The sequence below is a fragment of the Methylobacterium sp. GC_Met_3 genome, assembly GCF_026540775.1.
Taxonomy (GTDB): domain Bacteria; phylum Pseudomonadota; class Alphaproteobacteria; order Rhizobiales; family Beijerinckiaceae; genus Methylobacterium.
In genome coordinates this window covers 1-17,433 of sequence record NZ_JALNUL010000007.1, presented here as the reverse complement: position 1 = coordinate 17,433, position 17,433 = coordinate 1, and the positions used below count along the sequence as shown (strand labels likewise).

The following is a 17,433-nucleotide window of genomic DNA, read 5'->3' as shown; positions in this document are numbered from 1 at the left end:
GATTCATGGCGCTGATGTTGCGGCTCTACAACACGCTGACCGGCGCCAAGGAGAGCTTCGCGCCGATCGATCCGGAGCATGTCCGCATCTATGCGTGCGGCCCGACGGTCTACGACGCCGCCCATATCGGCAACGCCCGGCCGATCATCGTGTTCGACCTGCTGTTCCGGATACTGCGCCACCTCTACGGCGCCGCGCACGTGACCTACGCGCGCAACGTCACGGACGTGGACGACAAGATCAACGCCCGGGCGGCCGAGCGCGGCATCACCATCCGCGAACTCACCGATGGGACGCTGGCGCAGTTCCACCGCGACGTGCGCGACCTCGGCGTACTGATGCCTGACAATGTGAACGTGGCCGGCGAGCGCCCCCGCTTCATCGAGCCTCGCGCCACCGATCACATTGCCGAGATGGTGGCGATGATCGAGGCGCTGGTCCGCTCCGGCCACGCCTACGTGGCTGCGGGCCATGTCCTGTTCGATGTGCCGTCGATGCCGGAGTACGGCGGTCTGTCGAAGCGCCCCCTCGACGAGATGGAGGCCGGTGCCCGGGTCGAGGTCGCGCCCTACAAACGCTCGCCCCTCGACTTCGTGCTGTGGAAGCCCTCGAAGCCAGGCGAGCCGTCCTGGCCGTCGCCGGCCGGGATCCCCGAGCCGGGGCGTCCGGGTTGGCATATCGAGTGCTCCGCCATGTCGGCCAAGCATCTGGGTCAGACCTTCGACATCCACGCGGGCGGGATCGACCTGATCTTCCCGCACCACGAGAACGAGGTGGCGCAATCGCGCTGCTGCTTCGACACGCCCGTCATGGCCAACGTCTGGCTGCACAACGGCTTCCTCCAGGTAGAGGGGGAGAAGATGTCGAAGTCGCTCGGCAACTTCGTCACCATCCGCGATGTGCTGAAGGACTGGCCCGGCGAGGTGGTGCGGCTCACCATGCTGAAGACGCACTACCGTCAGCCGATCGACTGGACGTTGCGCGGGCTCGAGGAATCGAGCCGGGTGCTCGACCGCTGGTACAACGCCGCCGGGGATGCGCCAGTGGCGCGCGATATCCCCGACGCGGTCGTCGAGGCCCTGTGTGACGACCTCAACACGCCGGCGGCGATCAACGAGCTGCACCGGCTCGGCTCGGAGGGGCAGTCCGCCGCGCTGCGGGCTGGCGCGAACCTGTTCGGCCTCCTCGCACGCACCCGCAGCGACCGGGAGCAGGATGCGGTCGCCGCCTCCGGCGTCGATGTCGCGGCGATCGACGCACTGATCGCCGAACGACGCGCGGCCCGGGCTGCCAAGGATTGGGCGGCTTCCGACCGGGCGCGCGACGCGCTGACCGCGATGGGCGTGGCCGTCAAGGACAACAAGGACGGCACGACCACGTGGACGGTGGCGCGCTGACGTTTCGGCCGCGTCCTCGCGCCCGCTTGCCCCGGAGCGTGCGGGCGGCATCTGTCAGGCAGGACCGTTCGCCGGAAAAAGGGATCCGCACGTGACCATCTTTGGAACCCTTGGGTGGCGCCTCACCCGCGCCGGATCGGCGTTCGCGCTCGGGCTCGGCTTCGCCGGGCCGGCCGCAGCGATCCAGGGCGGCGCGCCGGCCGGGCGGGACGCCCTGGCGCAGGCCACCGTCGCTATCGGCACGATCACGCAGCCCGAGGAGGCGCTGAAGCTCACCCGCTGCACCGGCGTCCTCATCGCGCCGGACCTCGTGCTGACGGCGGCGCATTGCGTGAACGGTGATCCCCTCGGCGCGCTGGTCGTCTTCTTCCGCGGCACCGAGCCGGCGCAGCCTGTCTACGGCGCGCGCGTCGCGGCCCGCTACAGCCCCGATCCGGGGGAGATGCTGCCGAACGCGGCCCCCGACGTGAGCCTCGCCGACCTCTCCCTGGATCTGGCGGTGCTGCGCCTCACGGAGCCGGCGCGCGGCCACCGGCCGATCGCGCTGGCGGCCGATGCCGGGCGGGTTCCGAAGACCCTTCGGATCGCCGGTGCCGGCCTGTCCGGGACCAGCGTCGGGCGCCTGCGCACGGCAACGCTGACGCCGCTGGCCGCCAGTAGCACCGGGTTGACCATCGCGCAGGCTCGGGGCGCCCGGGTCTGCTTCGGCGATTCCGGTGGGCCGGTGGTCGCCCAGGACCGGCGTGGCCTCTACGTCTGGGGCGTCGCCAGCGCGGTGATCAGCCGGGCCGCGCCGTGCGGCAGCTACGTGGTGATCGCGCCGGCCGCGCAGGTCTTTTCGAAAGCGCGCTGAAGTTTCGGAGCCGCGCGCCCATCGAGAACGCGAAAACCCCGCGCGGCCGGACCGCACGGGGTTTTTCGGAAGCGGATCTCTTGGCGGATCAGACCGCCATGCGCTCTTCGCTGTCCATCGGCTCGCGCAGCACGTAACCGCGGCCCCAGACGGTCTCGATGTAGTTCTTGCCCGAGCTGGCGTTGGCGAGCTTCTTGCGCAGCTTGCAGATGAAGACGTCGATGATCTTCAGCTCCGGCTCGTCCATGCCGCCGTAGAGATGGTTCAGGAACATCTCCTTGGTGAGCGTCGTGCCCTTCCGCAGCGAGAGGAGTTCCAACATCTGGTATTCCTTGCCGGTCAGGTGCACCCGGGCGCCGCCGACCTCGACGGTCTTCTGATCGAGATTCACGATCAGATCACCGGTGGTGATGACCGACTGGGCATGGCCCTTCGATCGGCGCACGATGGCGTGGATCCGCGCCACAAGCTCGTCCTTGTGGAACGGCTTGGTGAGGTAATCGTCCGCCCCGAAGCCGAGACCCTTCACCTTGTCCTCGATGCCGGCCATGCCGGAGAGGATCAGGATCGGCGTCTTCACCTTCGCCACCCGAAGGTTGCGCAGCACCTCGTAGCCCGACATGTCGGGCAGGTTCAGATCGAGGAGGATGATGTCGTAATCGTACAGCTTGCCGAGATCGATACCCTCCTCACCGAGATCGGTGGTGTAGGTGTTGAAGTTCTCGGACTTGAGCATCAACTCGATGCTCTGCGCAGTCGCGCTGTCGTCCTCGATCAGAAGTACCCGCATCGTCGGTCCCCAGCCCCGCCGGCCGCATCAGCGCGTAGACACGTCCCGTCGTTCGCCCGCCACCGGCCTGTGGACGGGCGCCTCGTCGCTCTTGACGTGGGACGCTATGGATTAATCGTTAACAAAACCTGATTCCCGACCGCAAGCGCTACGTTCGCCAATCTGCGAGCGTGACCGGAGAAAGAAGGCTCCCCCGACCCCGTCCGGGACCGTAATTCCGCTTCACTTGCGACCGGGGCGTCCGCCCCGGCGGTCTAAGTACTTCTCACGAAACGCTACGGTCCGAGCTGTGGTTCACCGGACACAGCGCCCGATTTCATCGAGCTTGGCCGTGAACCTCTGCCGGACCGAACCGCTGCGTGCTCGTGGGTCGCAGTGTTAAGGAGCCCGGTAAACGAAGCGTTGAGAGCGCGGCTCATGACACAGGATTCGGCAAGATCCGTCTCCTCCCTCGCAGCGGCGCAGGCCGCGCTGGAGCGCGTGGAGGTGCTGGAGACGTTCGGCCGGGTCGTGGCGATCCGGGGCCTGTTGGTGGAAGTCGCCGGCCCCGTGGCGGCGATGCGGCTCGGCGGGCGGATCGACGTCGAGGGCGCGAACGGCCACGGGCTGGTCCCCTGCGAGATCATCGGCTTCCAGGGCGACCGGGCGCTGGCCATGCCGTTCGGGTCCCTGGAGGGCGTCCGCCGCGGCTGCCCGGCCTTCGTGCGCGACGAGGCCGCGGGGGCGATCCGCCCCTCGGGCGCTTGGCTCGGGCGCGTGGTCGACGCCCTGGGGCGACCGGTCGACGGGCTCGGGCCCCTGCCGCAGGGACCGGACATCTATAGTCTGCGGGCCGATCCGCCGCCCGCCCATGCCCGGACCCGGGTCGGCGGCCCGCTGGATCTCGGCGTCCGCTGCATCAACACCTTCCTGACCATGTGCGCCGGCCAGCGGATGGGCATCTTCGCGGGGTCCGGCGTCGGCAAGTCGGTGCTGCTCTCGATGCTCGCCCGCTACACGGCGGCCGACGTGGCGGTGATCGGGCTCGTGGGCGAGCGCGGCCGCGAGGTGCAGGAGTTCCTCCAGGACGATCTGGGTGCCGCCGGCCTCGCGCGCTCGGTCGTCGTGGTGGCGACCTCCGACGAACCGGCCCTCATGCGCCGCAACGCGGCCTACGTGACCCTCTCGGTGGCGGAGCATTTTCGCGATCAGGGCGCCAAGGTGCTGTGCATGATCGATTCGATCACGCGCTTCGCCATGGCTCAGCGTGACATCGGCCTCGCGGCCGGCGAGCCGCCCACCGCCAAGGGCTACACACCGACCGTCTTTTCCGAATTGCCGCGCCTGCTGGAGCGGGCTGGGCCCGGGGTGGGGCAGGGGACGATCTCGGCGCTTTTTACGGTGCTGGTCGAGGGTGACGACCACAACGAGCCGGTGGCCGATGCGGTGCGCGGCATCCTCGATGGTCACATCGTGATGGAGCGGGCCATCGCCGAGCGGGGCCGCTACCCGGCGATCAACGTGCTGCGCTCGGTCTCGCGGACCATGCCGCGATCCTGCGATCCGGCCTACCTGCCGGTGGTGCGGCGGGCGCGCCGGGTGCTCTCGACCTATGCCGATATGGAGGAGCTGATCCGGCTCGGTGCCTACCGCGCCGGCTCATCCCAGGAGGTCGACGAGGCCGTGGCGCTCATGCCTCATCTTGAGGCTTTTCTTGGGCAGGGTAAGGAAGAAGCAACGTCCATCGGCGATGGTTACGCACGGCTCGGTCAGATCGTCGGCGGGGCCTAGGGGCACGGGCCAGGCGCGATCCTCGGCACGGCCTTGAGCGTTGCGTGGAGTGAGCGTCCTGATGAAATCGCGTGACACGCTGATCCGCCTGCGCCGCTTCCAGGTCGATGAGAAGCGCCGGCGTGTGACCCAGATCGAGATGATGATGGCCGACTTCCAGCGCATGGCGGTGGAACTCGACCGCGAGGTCGCCGTCGAGGAGGCCCGCGCCGGCATCACCGATGTGGGCCACTTCGCCTACCCGACCTACGCCCGCGCGGCGGCCACCCGCCGGGACAACATGCGCCAGTCCGCCCAGGCCCTGGAGGGCCAGCTCGCAGAGGCCAAAGCCGAGCTCGGCGAGGCCTTCGAGGAGCTGAAGAAGGTCGAGATCCTCAACGACCGCGAACGTACTGCCGAGCGGGCCGCAGAACTGGTCCGTGACCAGGCCGCGATGGACGGGATCGGACTGAACCGCGCCCGCGGCTGATGCGATCGGCCCCCGAGCCGGTGCGTGGCACGAAACCGTCATGATCAGCTGACAAGGGGGCCCCTTGGTGGCGTCACGCCGCTTGCAGGGCGCCGCGTGACGGCGCATCAGGGGTTATCCCCGGGGCGTCGGTGTTCATGAAGAAGATTAGCGAGTTCATCTGGCCACTGATCGGCCTCGCCGCCGTCTTGATATCGGGCTATTTTCTCTATCAGGAATTGAAGTCGACCTCGCTGTCGGCGATCTGGGCCGCAATCCTGGCGATCCCGCCGCATCGGATCCTACTCGCGGCGCTCTCGACGCTGGTCGCCTACGCGGCGCTCGCTTGGTACGACCGAATCGCACTGCTACATTTGGGCGTCCGCCACATCTCGTTGTTGTTCGTCTCACTCTGCTCGTTCACGACCTACGCGCTGTCGCACAATATTGGTGCTTCGGTCTTCTCGGGCGCCCTGGTGCGCTATCGGGCCTACACCGCCAAGGGCCTGACCGCGGCGCAGGTCGCCGTGCTGGTGGCGCTCTGCTCCTTCACCTTCTTCCTGGGCACGATCCTGCTCGGCGGCTTCACGCTGGTCGTCGATCCGCACCTGCTGTCGCGGCTCGACGGCAAGCTGCCGGGCTTCCTCACCGATCCGAAGGCCGCACTGATCGTCGGCATTGGCATGCTGGCCTTCGTCGGCCTGTACGTGATCGGATCGATCCTGCGCCTGCGCCCGCTGCACATCCGCTCGTTCAAGCTGGAATATCCGCGGCCCGGCATCATGGGCCGCCAGCTCCTGGCGGCGCCGCTGGAGCTGCTGGGCGCGGCGGGCATCATCTACTTCGCGCTTCCCGACGCGATGAATCCGGGTTTCATCCCGGTGCTGGCGATCTTCCTGGCGTCGTTCTCGGTCGCGCTCGCCTCGCACGCCCCGGGCGGTCTCGGCGTGTTCGAGATCGTGTTCATCACCGCGATGCACATCACCGACGAGGCGCAGAAGGATGCGATCATCGCGGCGGTGATCATCTTCCGGATCTTCTACTTCTGGATCCCGGCGCTGATCTCCGTGGTCGTGGTGATCGCGTTCGAGCGGTCCAGGCTGGCGGCGGCGATCGGCTCCGCGGCGCACGGGCCGAAGGCGACTGTGGTGCCGGATCCGCCGGTCGTGGTCCCGGGGCTCAATCCCCATGAGCTCGAGCGGGAACTGAAGCAGAAAGCGATCTGAGGCGGGCAAGCGGACGTAGCTCCGCTCCAGAAGTGGCTTGCTGATCTGCGCAGCGTGGGCTGGTGATCGCCGCGAGACGTGGCACGGGTCCCGTCTCTCGTCTGGGCTACCGATTCACAGATCTCCCTCCGGCGCCATCGCCCTGAGAGCCGAGCGCCTTTCCTCTTGCCCGTGCGGGGAGGGGCCAGGGGTGGGGGTGGTTCGGGATGAGGTGCAGCGGTGCCATCTGCACGACCCCCACCTCCAAAGCCTCCCCGCAAGGGGGAGGAGAGAACCCCGCGGCCAGCGATGTGTGAACATCGTAGCCCGTGCGGGACAAGGATAGGTTGAGGGATGAGGACGCCCAGAACGGGGTTCGACTCAAACGCACCGCTGCGGCGCGCCTAGCCTCCAACGCTCTCGACCCCCGCCTGCATGGTAGAGTGGGCCATCGTGCTCGGTCATCGGCGGCGGTGTTGCCCTCAGATCGAGCTCACCGTCCGCAGCCGTGCGCGCGGGTGGATCTCGGCCTGGCTCATCACCGGGGTCTCCCGGCGGAAGCGCTCGATGATCGAACGCACGAACGGCCGGGTCTGCGCCGAGGTCACCAGCACGGGCATCTCGCCCTGCCGCGCCGCCGCCTCGAAGCGGTCGCGCACCGCCGTCACGAATTCGCTGAGCTTCGAGGGCTGCATCGCGAGGTAGCGCTCCTCTCGCTCGCCGACGATCGATTCCAAGAAGGCCTGCTCCCAGGCCGGCGACAAAGTGATGATCGGCAACGCGCCGTTCTGATCCTGATACTGGGCGCAGATCTGGCGCCCGAGCCGGGCACGGACATGCTCGACCACGTCGCGGGGGTTCTTCACGCCGCCCGCAACCTCGGCGACCGCCTCCACGATCGCCCCGAGATCGCGGATCGAGACGCGCTCGGCCAGGAGGAACTGCAGCACCCGCTGAATGCCGGTCGTGGAGATCTGCGACGGCACGATCTCCTTGAGCAGGTCGGTGTGATCCTTCGACAGCTCGCGCAGCAGCTTGGAGACCTCGACGTGGTTCAGAAGCTCGGAGACGTGTGCCTTGATCAACTCGGTGAGGTGCGTCGAGACCACGGTGGCGGCGTCCACGACCGTGTAGCCCTTGAGTTGTGCCTGATCACGCAGCGCTGCGTCGATCCAGGTCGCCGGCAGGCCGAAGGTCGGCTCCAGCATGTGCTGGCCCGGTAGCTGGACCTGCCCGCCCATCGGATCCATCGCCATGAACTGGCCGGGGAAAATCCGGCCGGTGCCGGCCTCGATCTCCTTTACCCGCACCACGTAGGTGTTGGCGTCGAGCTGGACGTTGTCGAGGATTCGCACGGAGGGCATCACGAAGCCCAGTTCGGCTGCGAGCTGGCGGCGCAGCGCCTTGATCTGGTCGGTGAGCCGGTCCTGGCCCTCGCCGTTCACGAGGGCGAGCAGCGCGTAACCCATCTCGAGCTTCAGGTCGTCGAGCTTGAGCAGATCGGTGACGGTCTCCTCCTTCGCGGCCGCCACCGCCTTCGCGTCGATCGGCGCACCCTCCGCATCCAGCGGTGGTGCCTCCTTGGCGGTCTTGTTGATCCGCCACGCGGCATAGCCGGCGCCGCCGCCCAGCAGCAGGAATGGCAGCATCGGCATCCCGGGCAGGAGCGCGATCAGCAGCATCACCGCCGCCGACATGCCGAGCGCCTTCGGATAATGGGCGAGCTGCTTGCCCAAGGCCTTGTCGGCCGCGCCCTTCACGCCCGCCTTGGAAACCAGCAGGCCGGCGGCCGTGGAGACGATCAGGGCCGGCACCTGGCTCGCCAGGCCGTCGCCGATGGTGAGCAGCGTGTAGCTCTTGGCGGCGTCGCCGAAGCTCAGGCCCTGCTGCGCCACGCCGATGATGATGCCGCCGACCACGTTGATGAAGGTGATCAGCAGCGCCGCCACGGCATCGCCGCGCACGAATTTCGAGGCGCCGTCCATGGCGCCGAAGAAGGACGATTCCTCTTCGAGCGCCGAGCGCCGGGCTTTGGCGGCCTTCTCGTCGATCAGCCCCGCCGAGAGGTCGGCGTCGATCGCCATCTGCTTGCCGGGCATCGCGTCGAGGGTGAAGCGCGCAGCGACTTCGGCGATGCGGCCCGAACCCTTCGTGATCACCACGAAGTTCACGATGATCAAGATCGCGAACACGATGATCCCGATCACGAAGTTGCCGCCCATCACGAAATGCCCGAAGGCCTCGATCACGTGGCCGGCCGCCGCCGTGCCCTCGTGGCCGTGGCCGAGAATCAGGCGGGTCGAGGCGAGATTCAGCGCGAGCCGCAGCATCGTGGCGATGAGCAGCAGCGTCGGGAAGACGGTGAATTCCAGCGGGTTGTCGATCGACAGCCCGGTCATCATGATCAGTACCGAGATGATGATCGAGACCGCCAGCAGCAGGTCGAGCAGCATCGCGGGGAGCGGGAAGATCAGAACCGCGAGGATCCCCAGCACGCCGGTGGCGAACATGAGGTCCGAGCGCTTCGACAGGGCCTGCATGTCGCCGCGGGTCGGCAGCGCGAACTGTCCCAGCAGCGCCGCCGGGCCCATCCGTGTCGGCGCGCTCGCCGTGTCCGCCATCGATCCCACCCGTCGCCGCCTGCCTGGACGCGTTCCCCGCAGCGAACCCGGCAAGATCTGCCGGGTGGATGGTTAGCGGCCCGTTAAGACGAGACCGGCCGGAGTGGGGAACCGGGCGCGCCTCTGCCGCTTGACCGGTCGGTGAACGCACCCGCCCGGCATCGGCTCCGCCGTATCCCGCCCGCAGCGTCGCCACCGATCCGGGAGATTCCGATGGCTGCACGCGCGCTGACCGCCCTGTTCGACGATTACGAGGCTGCCGCCCGGGCGGTGGATCAGCTCGAGGCCGCCGGTATCGCCCATGGCGACATCAGCATCATTTCGAACCGGACCGACCCCGAGGCTGCCGCGCTGTCGCCGATCGATAAGGCACACGAACCGGACGAGGCGGTCGATTCAGCCGGCACCGGCGCAACGGTCGGAACGGTGCTGGGGGGTGGTGCGGGCCTGCTCGCCGGCCTCGGGCTCCTCGCCATTCCTGGCCTCGGGCCGGTGGTGGCGGCGGGCTGGCTTGTGGCGACCGTAACGGCCGCGGGCGTTGGTGCCGCCGCCGGCGGGCTGATTGGGGGGCTCACCGGGGCGGGACTGAGCGAGGGCGAGGCCGAGACCTACGCCGAGGGCGTGCGTCGCGGCGGGACGCTGGTGACCGTCCGGGCCGACGAGACACAGGCCGACGGCGTATTGGGCATCCTCGCTCAGGCGGGCTCGATCGATCTTGACGAGCGCGCCGAGGGCTGGCGCGCGCAGGGCTGGACCGGCGGCACGGTCGGGCCGGCGGGCGCCGGCCGCTGAAGCGGTTCCGGGTTGATCGGAGATCCGCAGTCGACATCTCGGAGGCGGGTCGGCCGGGCGCGCCGCGCGTTGTCGGCGCCTTGGGCTTATGAAGCGCCTGTCCCTGACAGGTGCAGCGAAGCGGAACCTGATCCGGAATTCAGCACAAAGAGCGCCGCGGTAGCGGCTCAGAATGATCCAGATCGACGCTGCGCGACGTCTTGTGCTGGATCCCAGATCGCATTCCGCTGGCGCTGCATGCGCTCGGCAAAGGGGGGCCTGGATCCATCTCGGCGGAGCTTTCACATCTCTGCCGACTATCGCGACAGGACCAGCCGAGCGGCCGTTCGCTTAGCGCCCCATGAAGGCGTCGAGCATCTTCGCCGCCCGGGCCATCTGATCCTCGTTCATGTCGGCGAGGATCGCCTGGATGTGTGCGATCAATCGGCCCCGGTCACCGTTCGGCAAAGCGCCGTCGCCCGCGCCGAACAGGGCGAGCGGTGAGATCTGGAGCGCCGAAGCGATCCGCTCGACCGTGTCGAAGGACGGTGCCGCAACACCGCGCTCGATCTTCCCGATCGTCTCGATGGAAACCTCGACGCGCTCGGCCAGATGCTCCTGGGTCATGCCGACAGCCCGGCGATGCTGGCGCACGTTGGTTCCGAATGCCTGTCTGAGATCCACGCCTCACCTCCGGAGCCTTCATCGGAGGTAGGACGGCGGGTTTAGAGGAACTGAAAGTTCTGATTCCTATCTTAACGAATCAGTGGTTCTGATTATGATCAATCGGTTCCTTGTTTACGGATATGCCGATGGCCGAAGCGCCAACCTCGATTACGGCTTGATTGCTAATCGCGCTCGCGCTCTCGCCCCCTGCCTGTGCAATCGCTTTGATGATCCTCTGGGGCTTCATCCTGCCGGCGTCGATCCCGCGCGCCGAGATCGAGCGGCTAGCAAACGATATCATGGGTCGCTACCCGGACGATCCTGAAGAGGCCGCCTTCATTGAAGAACAGGCGGCTTGGTTTCGGTCGCAAATGCGCGAGCAAATGCGATGGCGCCGCGTGCGGAGGCAGATCCGCGCCTCTCTTCGCTAAGCGAGACCATTGAGAAGCGGCCGCGGCTGCGCTCAGCCCTGACAGACTTCTCGGGGCGTTCTTGGGAGGGCTAACTGAGTGGCCAATCCCGCACACTTCGTCCAACCCATACCCCTCACCTGAGGTGACCCCGACGCGGGCCTGGATGGGGGCTCCAGATATCACACACCCTTCTGGAGTGCGCCTTGGAGGCTTCCGCTGCGCTCCGGTCCTTTAGAATGGGATCGGATGGATTGGATCATCGTCGTCGAGAATCATTCCGACCGGACGTCCGGAGCTTTTTCTGGCCCAGTCGGTGTGGCTCAAACGATAACCTTCAGGCCATCATCTTCCGCGCGAACATGGAGGCGGCGAACAGCACCGCCGCGCCCGCCGTGACGAGGCTGATCATCAGGAGACGCCGGGGCTCGGTCGAGGATTCGGCCCGCACCGGCTCCACGATCGGGCTGAAGAACTCGATCTGGCGGGCTGCGATCATCCGGGAGCGCTCGTAGGCCGTCAGCACCTGCTGATAGTACTTCTCGGCGTTCTTGCGATCGTTCTCGAGGGCCTCGAACCGCGTCAGCGCGTCCGAGAGAAGGCGCTTCTGCTCCGGATCCTGGCTGGCGGATTGCCGCTCGATCCGTGCGATGTTCTCGTCGAGATCCTTGATCTGCTGCTTGATGTCGATGATGCGGCGTGATTCGGGACCGAGATCCCGTTGGCCGATGGCAAGCTGGACCGCAAGGTTGATCCGCGCAGATCGCAGCTCGGCGATCATCTTCAAATTGATTTCGTTCGACTTCTGGGCGTCAAGCACGCCTTCGCGGTTGCGCAGGTCGCGCATCGCGAGGCGGATCTTGGTCATTCGCTCCTCGGCGAGCTTCAACTCGCGGGTGCTCTCCGCCACCGCATCCTCGCGCGCCTTCACGCTGAGGTCGTTCACCATCCGCTCGGCCTCCTTCATGACGGCCTTGGCGATGGCGAGGGAATGATCCGGGTTGAACGCCTCGACGGTGACCGCCATGATCCCGGAATTGGGCTCGATGTCGATGTCGACGCGCCGCTTCCAGTAGCGGATGAATTTCTCGATCGGCTTGCTCGGGTCGAAACGCGAGACATAATCGATGCTGTCGCTGCCGAACCACTCGCGCAGCGGAAGCTGCGCCTCGAGCGATTCCAGCATGGGCCGGCTGACGATGTATTCCTTGGTGATCAGCGTGTCCTGCGCGACCATCTGGCTCGGAACGCCGGCGCTGGTTCCCACCGAATCCGGAGCCGCCTTGTCGGCTGTTCCGATGGCCGGCCGGATCGCGAATCGCGCTTCGGTCACATACCGGTCTGAGGCAATCAACCCGTAGTAGATGGCCCCGGCCAGCGTCGGCAGCACGAAGCAGACCACGAACAGGATCGGGATCCAGGGGTCGTTCTTGACGTGGCTCTGGTAGGAGCGGATGCCCTTCTTGCGATCGGCGAAGCGCGACATCCGCGCGATCTGCCGCAGCGACTCGGTAATCGCCTGCTGGCGCTCCGCGGTCGTGACCGGCTGCCCCTCGGCTTTCCGGATCTCCATATTCATGGCTTGATTCCTGGCCTCCCCGGCCCTGACGGTCGATCCGTCCGGAAGCACCCGGCCGCATAGCGGCACACGCGTCCGGATCGTCTCTCACGCGGTCACGGCAAAAGCATGTCCGCCAGCCGCGGACGGCGTCGCGTCACGCGTTGAGGCGCCGGTAGACCTCGATGGCGTCGTTCACGTCCTCGTAGATGATCGCGCGACCGTTGAGCAGCACGAGGCCCTGCGAGCACCATTGCCGGATCGTCTCCATGGAGTGGGAGACCATGATGATGTCGGCGTTCTTGCGGCGCTGGGAGAAGACCTCGTCGCAGCGCTTCGAGAAGCGCGCGTCGCCCACGGAGGTGATCTCGTCGATCAGGTAGCAATCGAACGGGATTGCCATGCTCATGCCGAAGGCGAGGCGCGCGCCCATGCCGGACGAGTAGGTGTAGATCGGCACGTCGAGGTAGCTGCCGAGCTCTGAGAAGTCCTCGACGAAATCCAGCACCTTTCGCGGGTCCTCGCCGTAGATTCGGGCGACAAAAATCACGTTGTCGCGGCCGGTCATCTTCGGGTGGAAGCCGCCCGCGAAGCCCAGCGGCCAGGAGACCCGCAGCCCGCGATAGATTTTGCCCCGGGTGGCATCTTCCGTCCCGGCGATCAGCCGCATCGTGGTCGATTTGCCGGCGCCGTTGATGCCGAGGATCCCGTAAGAAATGCCTGGCTTCAGGGTGAACGAGGCCTGTTCGAGGATGGTCCGCTTGTGACCGTCCGTGCGGTAGACCTTGCTGACTTTCTCGAAACGGATCACCGGATGAACTCCAGGGCGGGGTGCCGAACCGCCGGTCCGAGCTGTCGGCTGCGGCGCTCCTGCGCGCCGAAAGCGGCAAATCTGAGAACACGATAGGCCGAACCGACCCCGCTTCCGGCCCCGTCGCGCGCATTCCCCGGGATACAGAACGGGTCGGAATGAAAGTGCAGCTCTTGGCGGGTCGTTGACGCCATTCCACATTTGGCATACCAAATACCAACGGTTCGGCGCGGTTAAACGCCGGCGCTGCACCGGTAAGTCGGAACTTTAGCTCCAAGTCCGGAGAGAAAGGCCGCCCATGACGCATCCCCCGCTGGAACCGATCCCGCACGGAGCGGCCAGCACGACGACAGGGTCAGGATCCGAGTTTGCCAATCTCGTCGCGGCCATCGGCGACGCCGTGGTGGTGGCCGATCCGGAGGGTTTGATTACCGTCTGGAACCCGGCTGCCGAGCGGATCTTCGGCTACTCCGCCGCAGAGGCGCTCGGCCAGACGCTCGACCTGATCACGCCCGAACGGCACCGCCGTCGCCACTGGGACGGCTACGCCAAGACGATGCGGACCGGCACCACCCGCTACGGGGCAGAGACCCTGAGGGTGCCGGCCATCTGCAAGGACGGAAGCCAGCTCTCCATCGCCTTCACGGTGGGGATGGTGCGGGACGCCGCCGACCGGGTGACCGGGATCGTGGCGGTGATCCGCGACGAGACCGAGCGCTGGACGGAAGAAAAGCGGCTGCGCCAGCGCGTGGCCGAGCTCGAAGCCACCGTGCCGGCCTGACCGGGCCCGCCGCGCATCGCCTTCACCCGAACGCCCAACATTCCAAGGGAGGACGCCCTATGAGCAAGCCGCTGGAAGGCATCAAGATCATCGATTTCACGCACGTTCAGGCCGGGCCGGCCTGCACGCAGCTCCTCGCCTGGTTCGGTGCCGACGTGATCAAGGTCGAGCGCCCCGGCTCCGGCGACGTGACCCGCACGCAGCTGCGCCACGTCGAGGACGCCGACGCGCTCTACTTCACAATGCTGAACTCCAACAAGCGCTCGCTCACCCTCGACACCAAGACCCAGGCCGGCAAGGAAGTCCTCGAGAAGCTGATCCAGGATTCCGACGTCATGGTCGAGAATTTCGGCCCCGGCGCGCTCGACCGGATGGGCTTCTCCTGGGCCCGAATCCAGGAGCTGAACCCGGGCATGATCCTCGCCTCGGTGAAGGGCTTCTCGGACGGCCACCACTATGAAGACCTGAAGGTCTACGAGAACGTGGCACAGTGCGCGGGCGGTGCCGCCTCGACCACGGGCTTCTGGGACGGGCCGCCCACCGTCAGCGCCGCCGCACTCGGTGACTCGAACACCGGTATGCATCTGGCCATCGGCATCCTCACGGCCCTTCACCAGAAGAACAAGACCGGCACCGGCCAGAAGGTCGCCGTGTCGATGCAGGACTCGGTGATCAATCTCTGCCGGGTGAAGCTGCGCGACCAGCAGCGCCTCGACGCGCTGGGCTACCTCGAGGAGTACCCCCAATACCCCCACGGGGAGTTCTCCGACGTGGTGCCGCGTGGCGGCAATGCCGGCGGCGGCGGTCAGCCGGGTTGGGTTCTGAAGTGCAAGGGCTGGGAGACCGACCCGAACGCCTACATCTACTTCACGATTCAGGGCCACGCCTGGGCGCCGATCTGCAAGGTGCTCGGCAAGGAGGAGTGGATCTCCGATCCCGCCTACAACACCCCGCGGGCCCGCCAGGACAAGATCTTCGACATCTTCAAGACGATCGAGGAATGGCTCGCCGACAAGACCAAGTTCGAGGCGGTGGACATCCTGCGCACCTACGACATCCCCTGCGCGCCGGTCCTGTCGATGAAGGAGATCGCCGAGGATAAGTCCCTGCGCGAGAGCGGCACCGTGGTCGAGGTCGCGCACCCGAAGCTCGGCACGTATCTGACCGTCGGAAGCCCGATCAAGTTCTCCGACATGAAGGTCGAGGTGAAGGCTTCGCCCCTGCTCGGCGAGCATACCGACGAGGTGCTGGCGGATCTGGGCTACACGCAGGAGCAGATCCGGGCCATGCACGAGGCCCGCGCGGTCTGATAGGGACCGGACACCTTCTGCGATCCTGAGACAGGACGGCGTCGCCGCGGCGCCGTCCTGTCCATGTGTGAGCCTCGGACCCGATGCGTGCGTTCCTCAGTCGTTTCCTGCCGGAGCTGACCCCGGTCAGCAAGCGCGAGCGCCTGCGCTCCGCCGCAGGCGCCCTAGTGGGCATCCTGGCGACCGGCCTCGTCTGCCGGGCATCCGCCCCGGCCGATGCGTTGCCGATCCTGATCGCCCCGATGGGCGCCTCGGCGGTACTCCTCTTCGCCGTGCCGGCGAGTCCCCTAGCCCAGCCCTGGTCGATCCTCGGCGGCAATCTGGTCGCCGCTCTGGTCGGCGTCACGGCGGCGGCCTGGATCGCCGATCCGTTCGTGGCTGCGGCCTGTGCTATTGGGGTAGCGATCGCCCTGATGATGCTCCTGCGCTGCCTGCATCCGCCGAGCGGCGCCGTGGCGCTGACGGCGGTCCTCGGCGGCCCCGCGATCCACGCGCTGGGCTACGGCTTCGTGCTCTGGCCGGTGGCGGCCAATTCGCTGATCCTGCTTGCCGCCGCCCTGCTGTTCAACAACCTGACCGGGCGCACCTACCCGCACCTGCGCCCGGCCGGCCCGCGGACCTCCGATCCGCCCTCCGACGCCCGCGTGGGGTTCCGGGCCTCGGATCTCGACGCCGCGCTGGAGGATTTCGACCAGCTGCTCGATGTCGATCGCGGCGACCTGGAGCAGATCCTGCGGCGGGTGCAGATGCGGGTCTACGGTCGCCGCTCGGGGCCGATCGCCTGCGCGGCGATCATGTCGCGCGACGTGATCGCGGTGGCGCCGGATGCGTCGCTGGACGAAGCCATGCGGCTGTTGCGTCGCCACCGGATCAAGGCGCTGCCGGTCACCGACGAGCGCGCACGGGTGCTGGGAATCGTCACGCAGACCGATCTTCTCGACAAGGCCGCCTGGGACCGGGCCGGGCCGCGGCTCGGACTCGGCCGCCGCCTGCGTCTGACCGCCGAGCGGGGCAGGGCGCCCCATGGCTGCGCCGCCGACATCATGAGTGCGGTCGAGCCGGTCGCTCCCGATACACCCATCGCCGCCCTGGTGCCGCGGATGTCGGAGGCGGGGCTCCACCACCTGCCCGTGGTCGACGCCGACGGCCGGCTGGTCGGGATCGTCTCGCAGACGGACCTGATTCCGGCCCTCCTGTCCGAGGCCGATGCGCCCGAGGAACCGCTCCGCACGCAGGCCCGAGCCGCGCTGGCCTGAGCCTCAACGGGCGTCGGATGTATCGTCCAGGAAGAACGCGACTGCCTGCGCCACCACGGCCGGCTGGTGGGCGTGCGGGCCGTCATACTCGACAAAGGTGACCGGGTAGCCGGCCTCGCGCAGAGCCGGAACGTGGACCCGGGCGCTGCGGTCGATGGGGATCTGCTCATCCTGCGTGCCGTGCGACAGGAAGATTCTTGGAACGCCGACTTGCAGGTGCGCCGACAGGAAGCCCGCGGACGAGACGATCAGGTGGCTCGCCACGTCACCGTTCGCGAGCCCCAGGGAGAGGGTGTAGCTGCCGCCGTCGGAATGGCCGGCGAAGCAGAGGTGTCCCGGGTCGAGCAGGAATCGGTCCGCCACGTAGCCGAGCGCCGTTGCGACCCGCTCGCGGTCCGGCCCGTGGCCGGCGATGACGATGTCCCAGGTCGGGAACAGCGATTGCGGGGCGAGGAGCAGGAATTTCTCGGCGTGGGCGTGCCGCTCCAGCATCGGCAGGATCCGCTCGGCGCTGCCGCCGCCGCCGTGGAACACCACCATCAGGGGGCAGGGCCGGCGCGGATCGAGACCTTCGGGGACCACCAGCACCGCGTCTCGCTCGGCAAACAGGCCGAGGTCATGCCGGCCTGGGGCGAGGGGCTGCTGGGTGGGCAGGCGGTGGCGAAAGTTCAGGCGGCCGGCGAGGTCGGGATCGATCATCTCAGGACATCGCTCGCTCTGATTGGGTTCGATGCTGTCGGGATGGGAGCGATGGCATCCGCATCTCTCCCTCCCCCTCGGCGGGGG

The 17,433-nt window shown here is 67.4% G+C and carries 16 protein-coding genes; 10 read left to right on the top strand and 6 right to left on the bottom strand.

The genetic code is table 11. The features are described from left to right. The first annotated feature begins 5 nt into the window (after window positions 1–5). Both cysS and OXS27_RS11640 read left to right on the top strand, forming a co-directional pair. Complete coding sequence (gene cysS / locus OXS27_RS11645; protein ID WP_267356354.1) at window positions 6–1,397, top strand: cysteine--tRNA ligase; 1,392 nt, start codon at window positions 6–8, stop codon at window positions 1,395–1,397. A 91-nt stretch (window positions 1,398–1,488) separates the two neighbouring features. Beyond that, window positions 1,489–2,250, top strand: a complete 762-nt coding sequence (locus OXS27_RS11640; RefSeq protein WP_267356353.1) for a trypsin-like serine protease — start codon at window positions 1,489–1,491, stop codon at window positions 2,248–2,250. Window positions 2,251–2,338: 88 nt separating this feature from the next. On the opposite strand, the gene OXS27_RS11635 is transcribed toward OXS27_RS11640, so the two are convergent. Beyond that, window positions 2,339–3,040 carry a response regulator transcription factor gene (locus OXS27_RS11635; protein ID WP_244008164.1) on the bottom strand — a complete coding sequence of 234 codons (702 nt, stop codon included), beginning with the start codon at window positions 3,038–3,040 and terminating at the stop codon, window positions 2,339–2,341. 417 nt (window positions 3,041–3,457) lie between these two features. Here OXS27_RS11635 and fliI point away from each other — a divergent pair, with 417 nt between their 5' ends. From fliI to OXS27_RS11620, 3 genes are all read left to right on the top strand, one after another. Further along, entirely contained in the window at window positions 3,458–4,810 is a 1,353-nt protein-coding gene (gene fliI, locus OXS27_RS11630) for a flagellar protein export ATPase FliI (protein WP_243925609.1), read from the top strand. A 61-nt stretch (window positions 4,811–4,871) separates the two neighbouring features. Further along, entirely contained in the window at window positions 4,872–5,279 is a 408-nt protein-coding gene (gene fliJ, locus OXS27_RS11625; protein WP_243925610.1) for a flagellar export protein FliJ, read from the top strand. Window positions 5,280–5,416: 137 nt separating this feature from the next. Beyond that, on the top strand, window positions 5,417–6,484 hold the full coding sequence (locus OXS27_RS11620; protein ID WP_267356352.1) for a lysylphosphatidylglycerol synthase domain-containing protein: 1,068 nt from the start codon (window positions 5,417–5,419) through the stop codon (window positions 6,482–6,484). Window positions 6,485–6,945: 461 nt separating this feature from the next. On the opposite strand, the gene flhA is transcribed toward OXS27_RS11620, so the two are convergent. Further along, window positions 6,946–9,084: a flagellar biosynthesis protein FlhA gene (gene flhA / locus OXS27_RS11615; protein WP_243925612.1), complete on the bottom strand. Its 2,139-nt coding sequence runs from the start codon at window positions 9,082–9,084 to the stop codon at window positions 6,946–6,948. Window positions 9,085–9,297: 213 nt separating this feature from the next. On the opposite strand from flhA, the gene OXS27_RS11610 reads away from it, so the two are divergent. Further along, on the top strand, window positions 9,298–9,876 hold the full coding sequence (locus tag OXS27_RS11610; protein ID WP_267356351.1) for a hypothetical protein: 579 nt from the start codon (window positions 9,298–9,300) through the stop codon (window positions 9,874–9,876). A gap of 330 nt (window positions 9,877–10,206) precedes the next feature. Here OXS27_RS11610 and OXS27_RS11605 read toward each other — a convergent pair whose 3' ends face one another. Beyond that, the gene (locus tag OXS27_RS11605) at window positions 10,207–10,539 is read right to left on the bottom strand and encodes a helix-turn-helix transcriptional regulator (protein ID WP_267356350.1); all 333 of its coding nucleotides are present in this window, start codon (window positions 10,537–10,539) and stop codon (window positions 10,207–10,209) included. Window positions 10,540–10,748: 209 nt separating this feature from the next. Between OXS27_RS11605 and OXS27_RS11600 the strand changes: the two genes are divergently transcribed. Beyond that, window positions 10,749–10,952, top strand: a complete 204-nt coding sequence (locus OXS27_RS11600) for a hypothetical protein (RefSeq protein ID WP_267356349.1) — start codon at window positions 10,749–10,751, stop codon at window positions 10,950–10,952. Window positions 10,953–11,268: 316 nt separating this feature from the next. Here OXS27_RS11600 and OXS27_RS11595 read toward each other — a convergent pair whose 3' ends face one another. Together OXS27_RS11595 and OXS27_RS11590 are read right to left on the bottom strand one after the other, a co-directional pair. After that, window positions 11,269–12,510, bottom strand: coding sequence for a capsule biosynthesis protein (locus tag OXS27_RS11595; protein ID WP_243925616.1), 1,242 nt, complete (start codon window positions 12,508–12,510; stop codon window positions 11,269–11,271). Window positions 12,511–12,646: 136 nt separating this feature from the next. Further along, entirely contained in the window at window positions 12,647–13,300 is a 654-nt protein-coding gene (locus OXS27_RS11590; RefSeq protein WP_243925617.1) for an ABC transporter ATP-binding protein, read from the bottom strand. A 298-nt stretch (window positions 13,301–13,598) separates the two neighbouring features. On the opposite strand from OXS27_RS11590, the gene OXS27_RS11585 reads away from it, so the two are divergent. The 3 genes from OXS27_RS11585 (at window position 13,599) to OXS27_RS11575 (ending at window position 16,647) form a co-directional block, all read left to right on the top strand. Next, a complete protein-coding gene (locus OXS27_RS11585; protein ID WP_267356348.1) occupies window positions 13,599–14,081 on the top strand; it encodes a PAS domain S-box protein in 483 nt (160 codons plus the stop codon). A 59-nt stretch (window positions 14,082–14,140) separates the two neighbouring features. After that, entirely contained in the window at window positions 14,141–15,391 is a 1,251-nt protein-coding gene (frc, locus tag OXS27_RS11580; RefSeq protein WP_267356347.1) for a formyl-CoA transferase, read from the top strand. Between the two features lie 83 nt (window positions 15,392–15,474). Further along, window positions 15,475–16,647, top strand: a complete 1,173-nt coding sequence (locus tag OXS27_RS11575; protein ID WP_267356346.1) for an HPP family protein — start codon at window positions 15,475–15,477, stop codon at window positions 16,645–16,647. A 3-nt stretch (window positions 16,648–16,650) separates the two neighbouring features. On the opposite strand, the gene OXS27_RS11570 is transcribed toward OXS27_RS11575, so the two are convergent. After that, complete coding sequence (locus OXS27_RS11570; RefSeq protein ID WP_267356345.1) at window positions 16,651–17,346, bottom strand: esterase; 696 nt, start codon at window positions 17,344–17,346, stop codon at window positions 16,651–16,653. Window positions 17,347–17,433 lie beyond the last annotated feature (87 nt).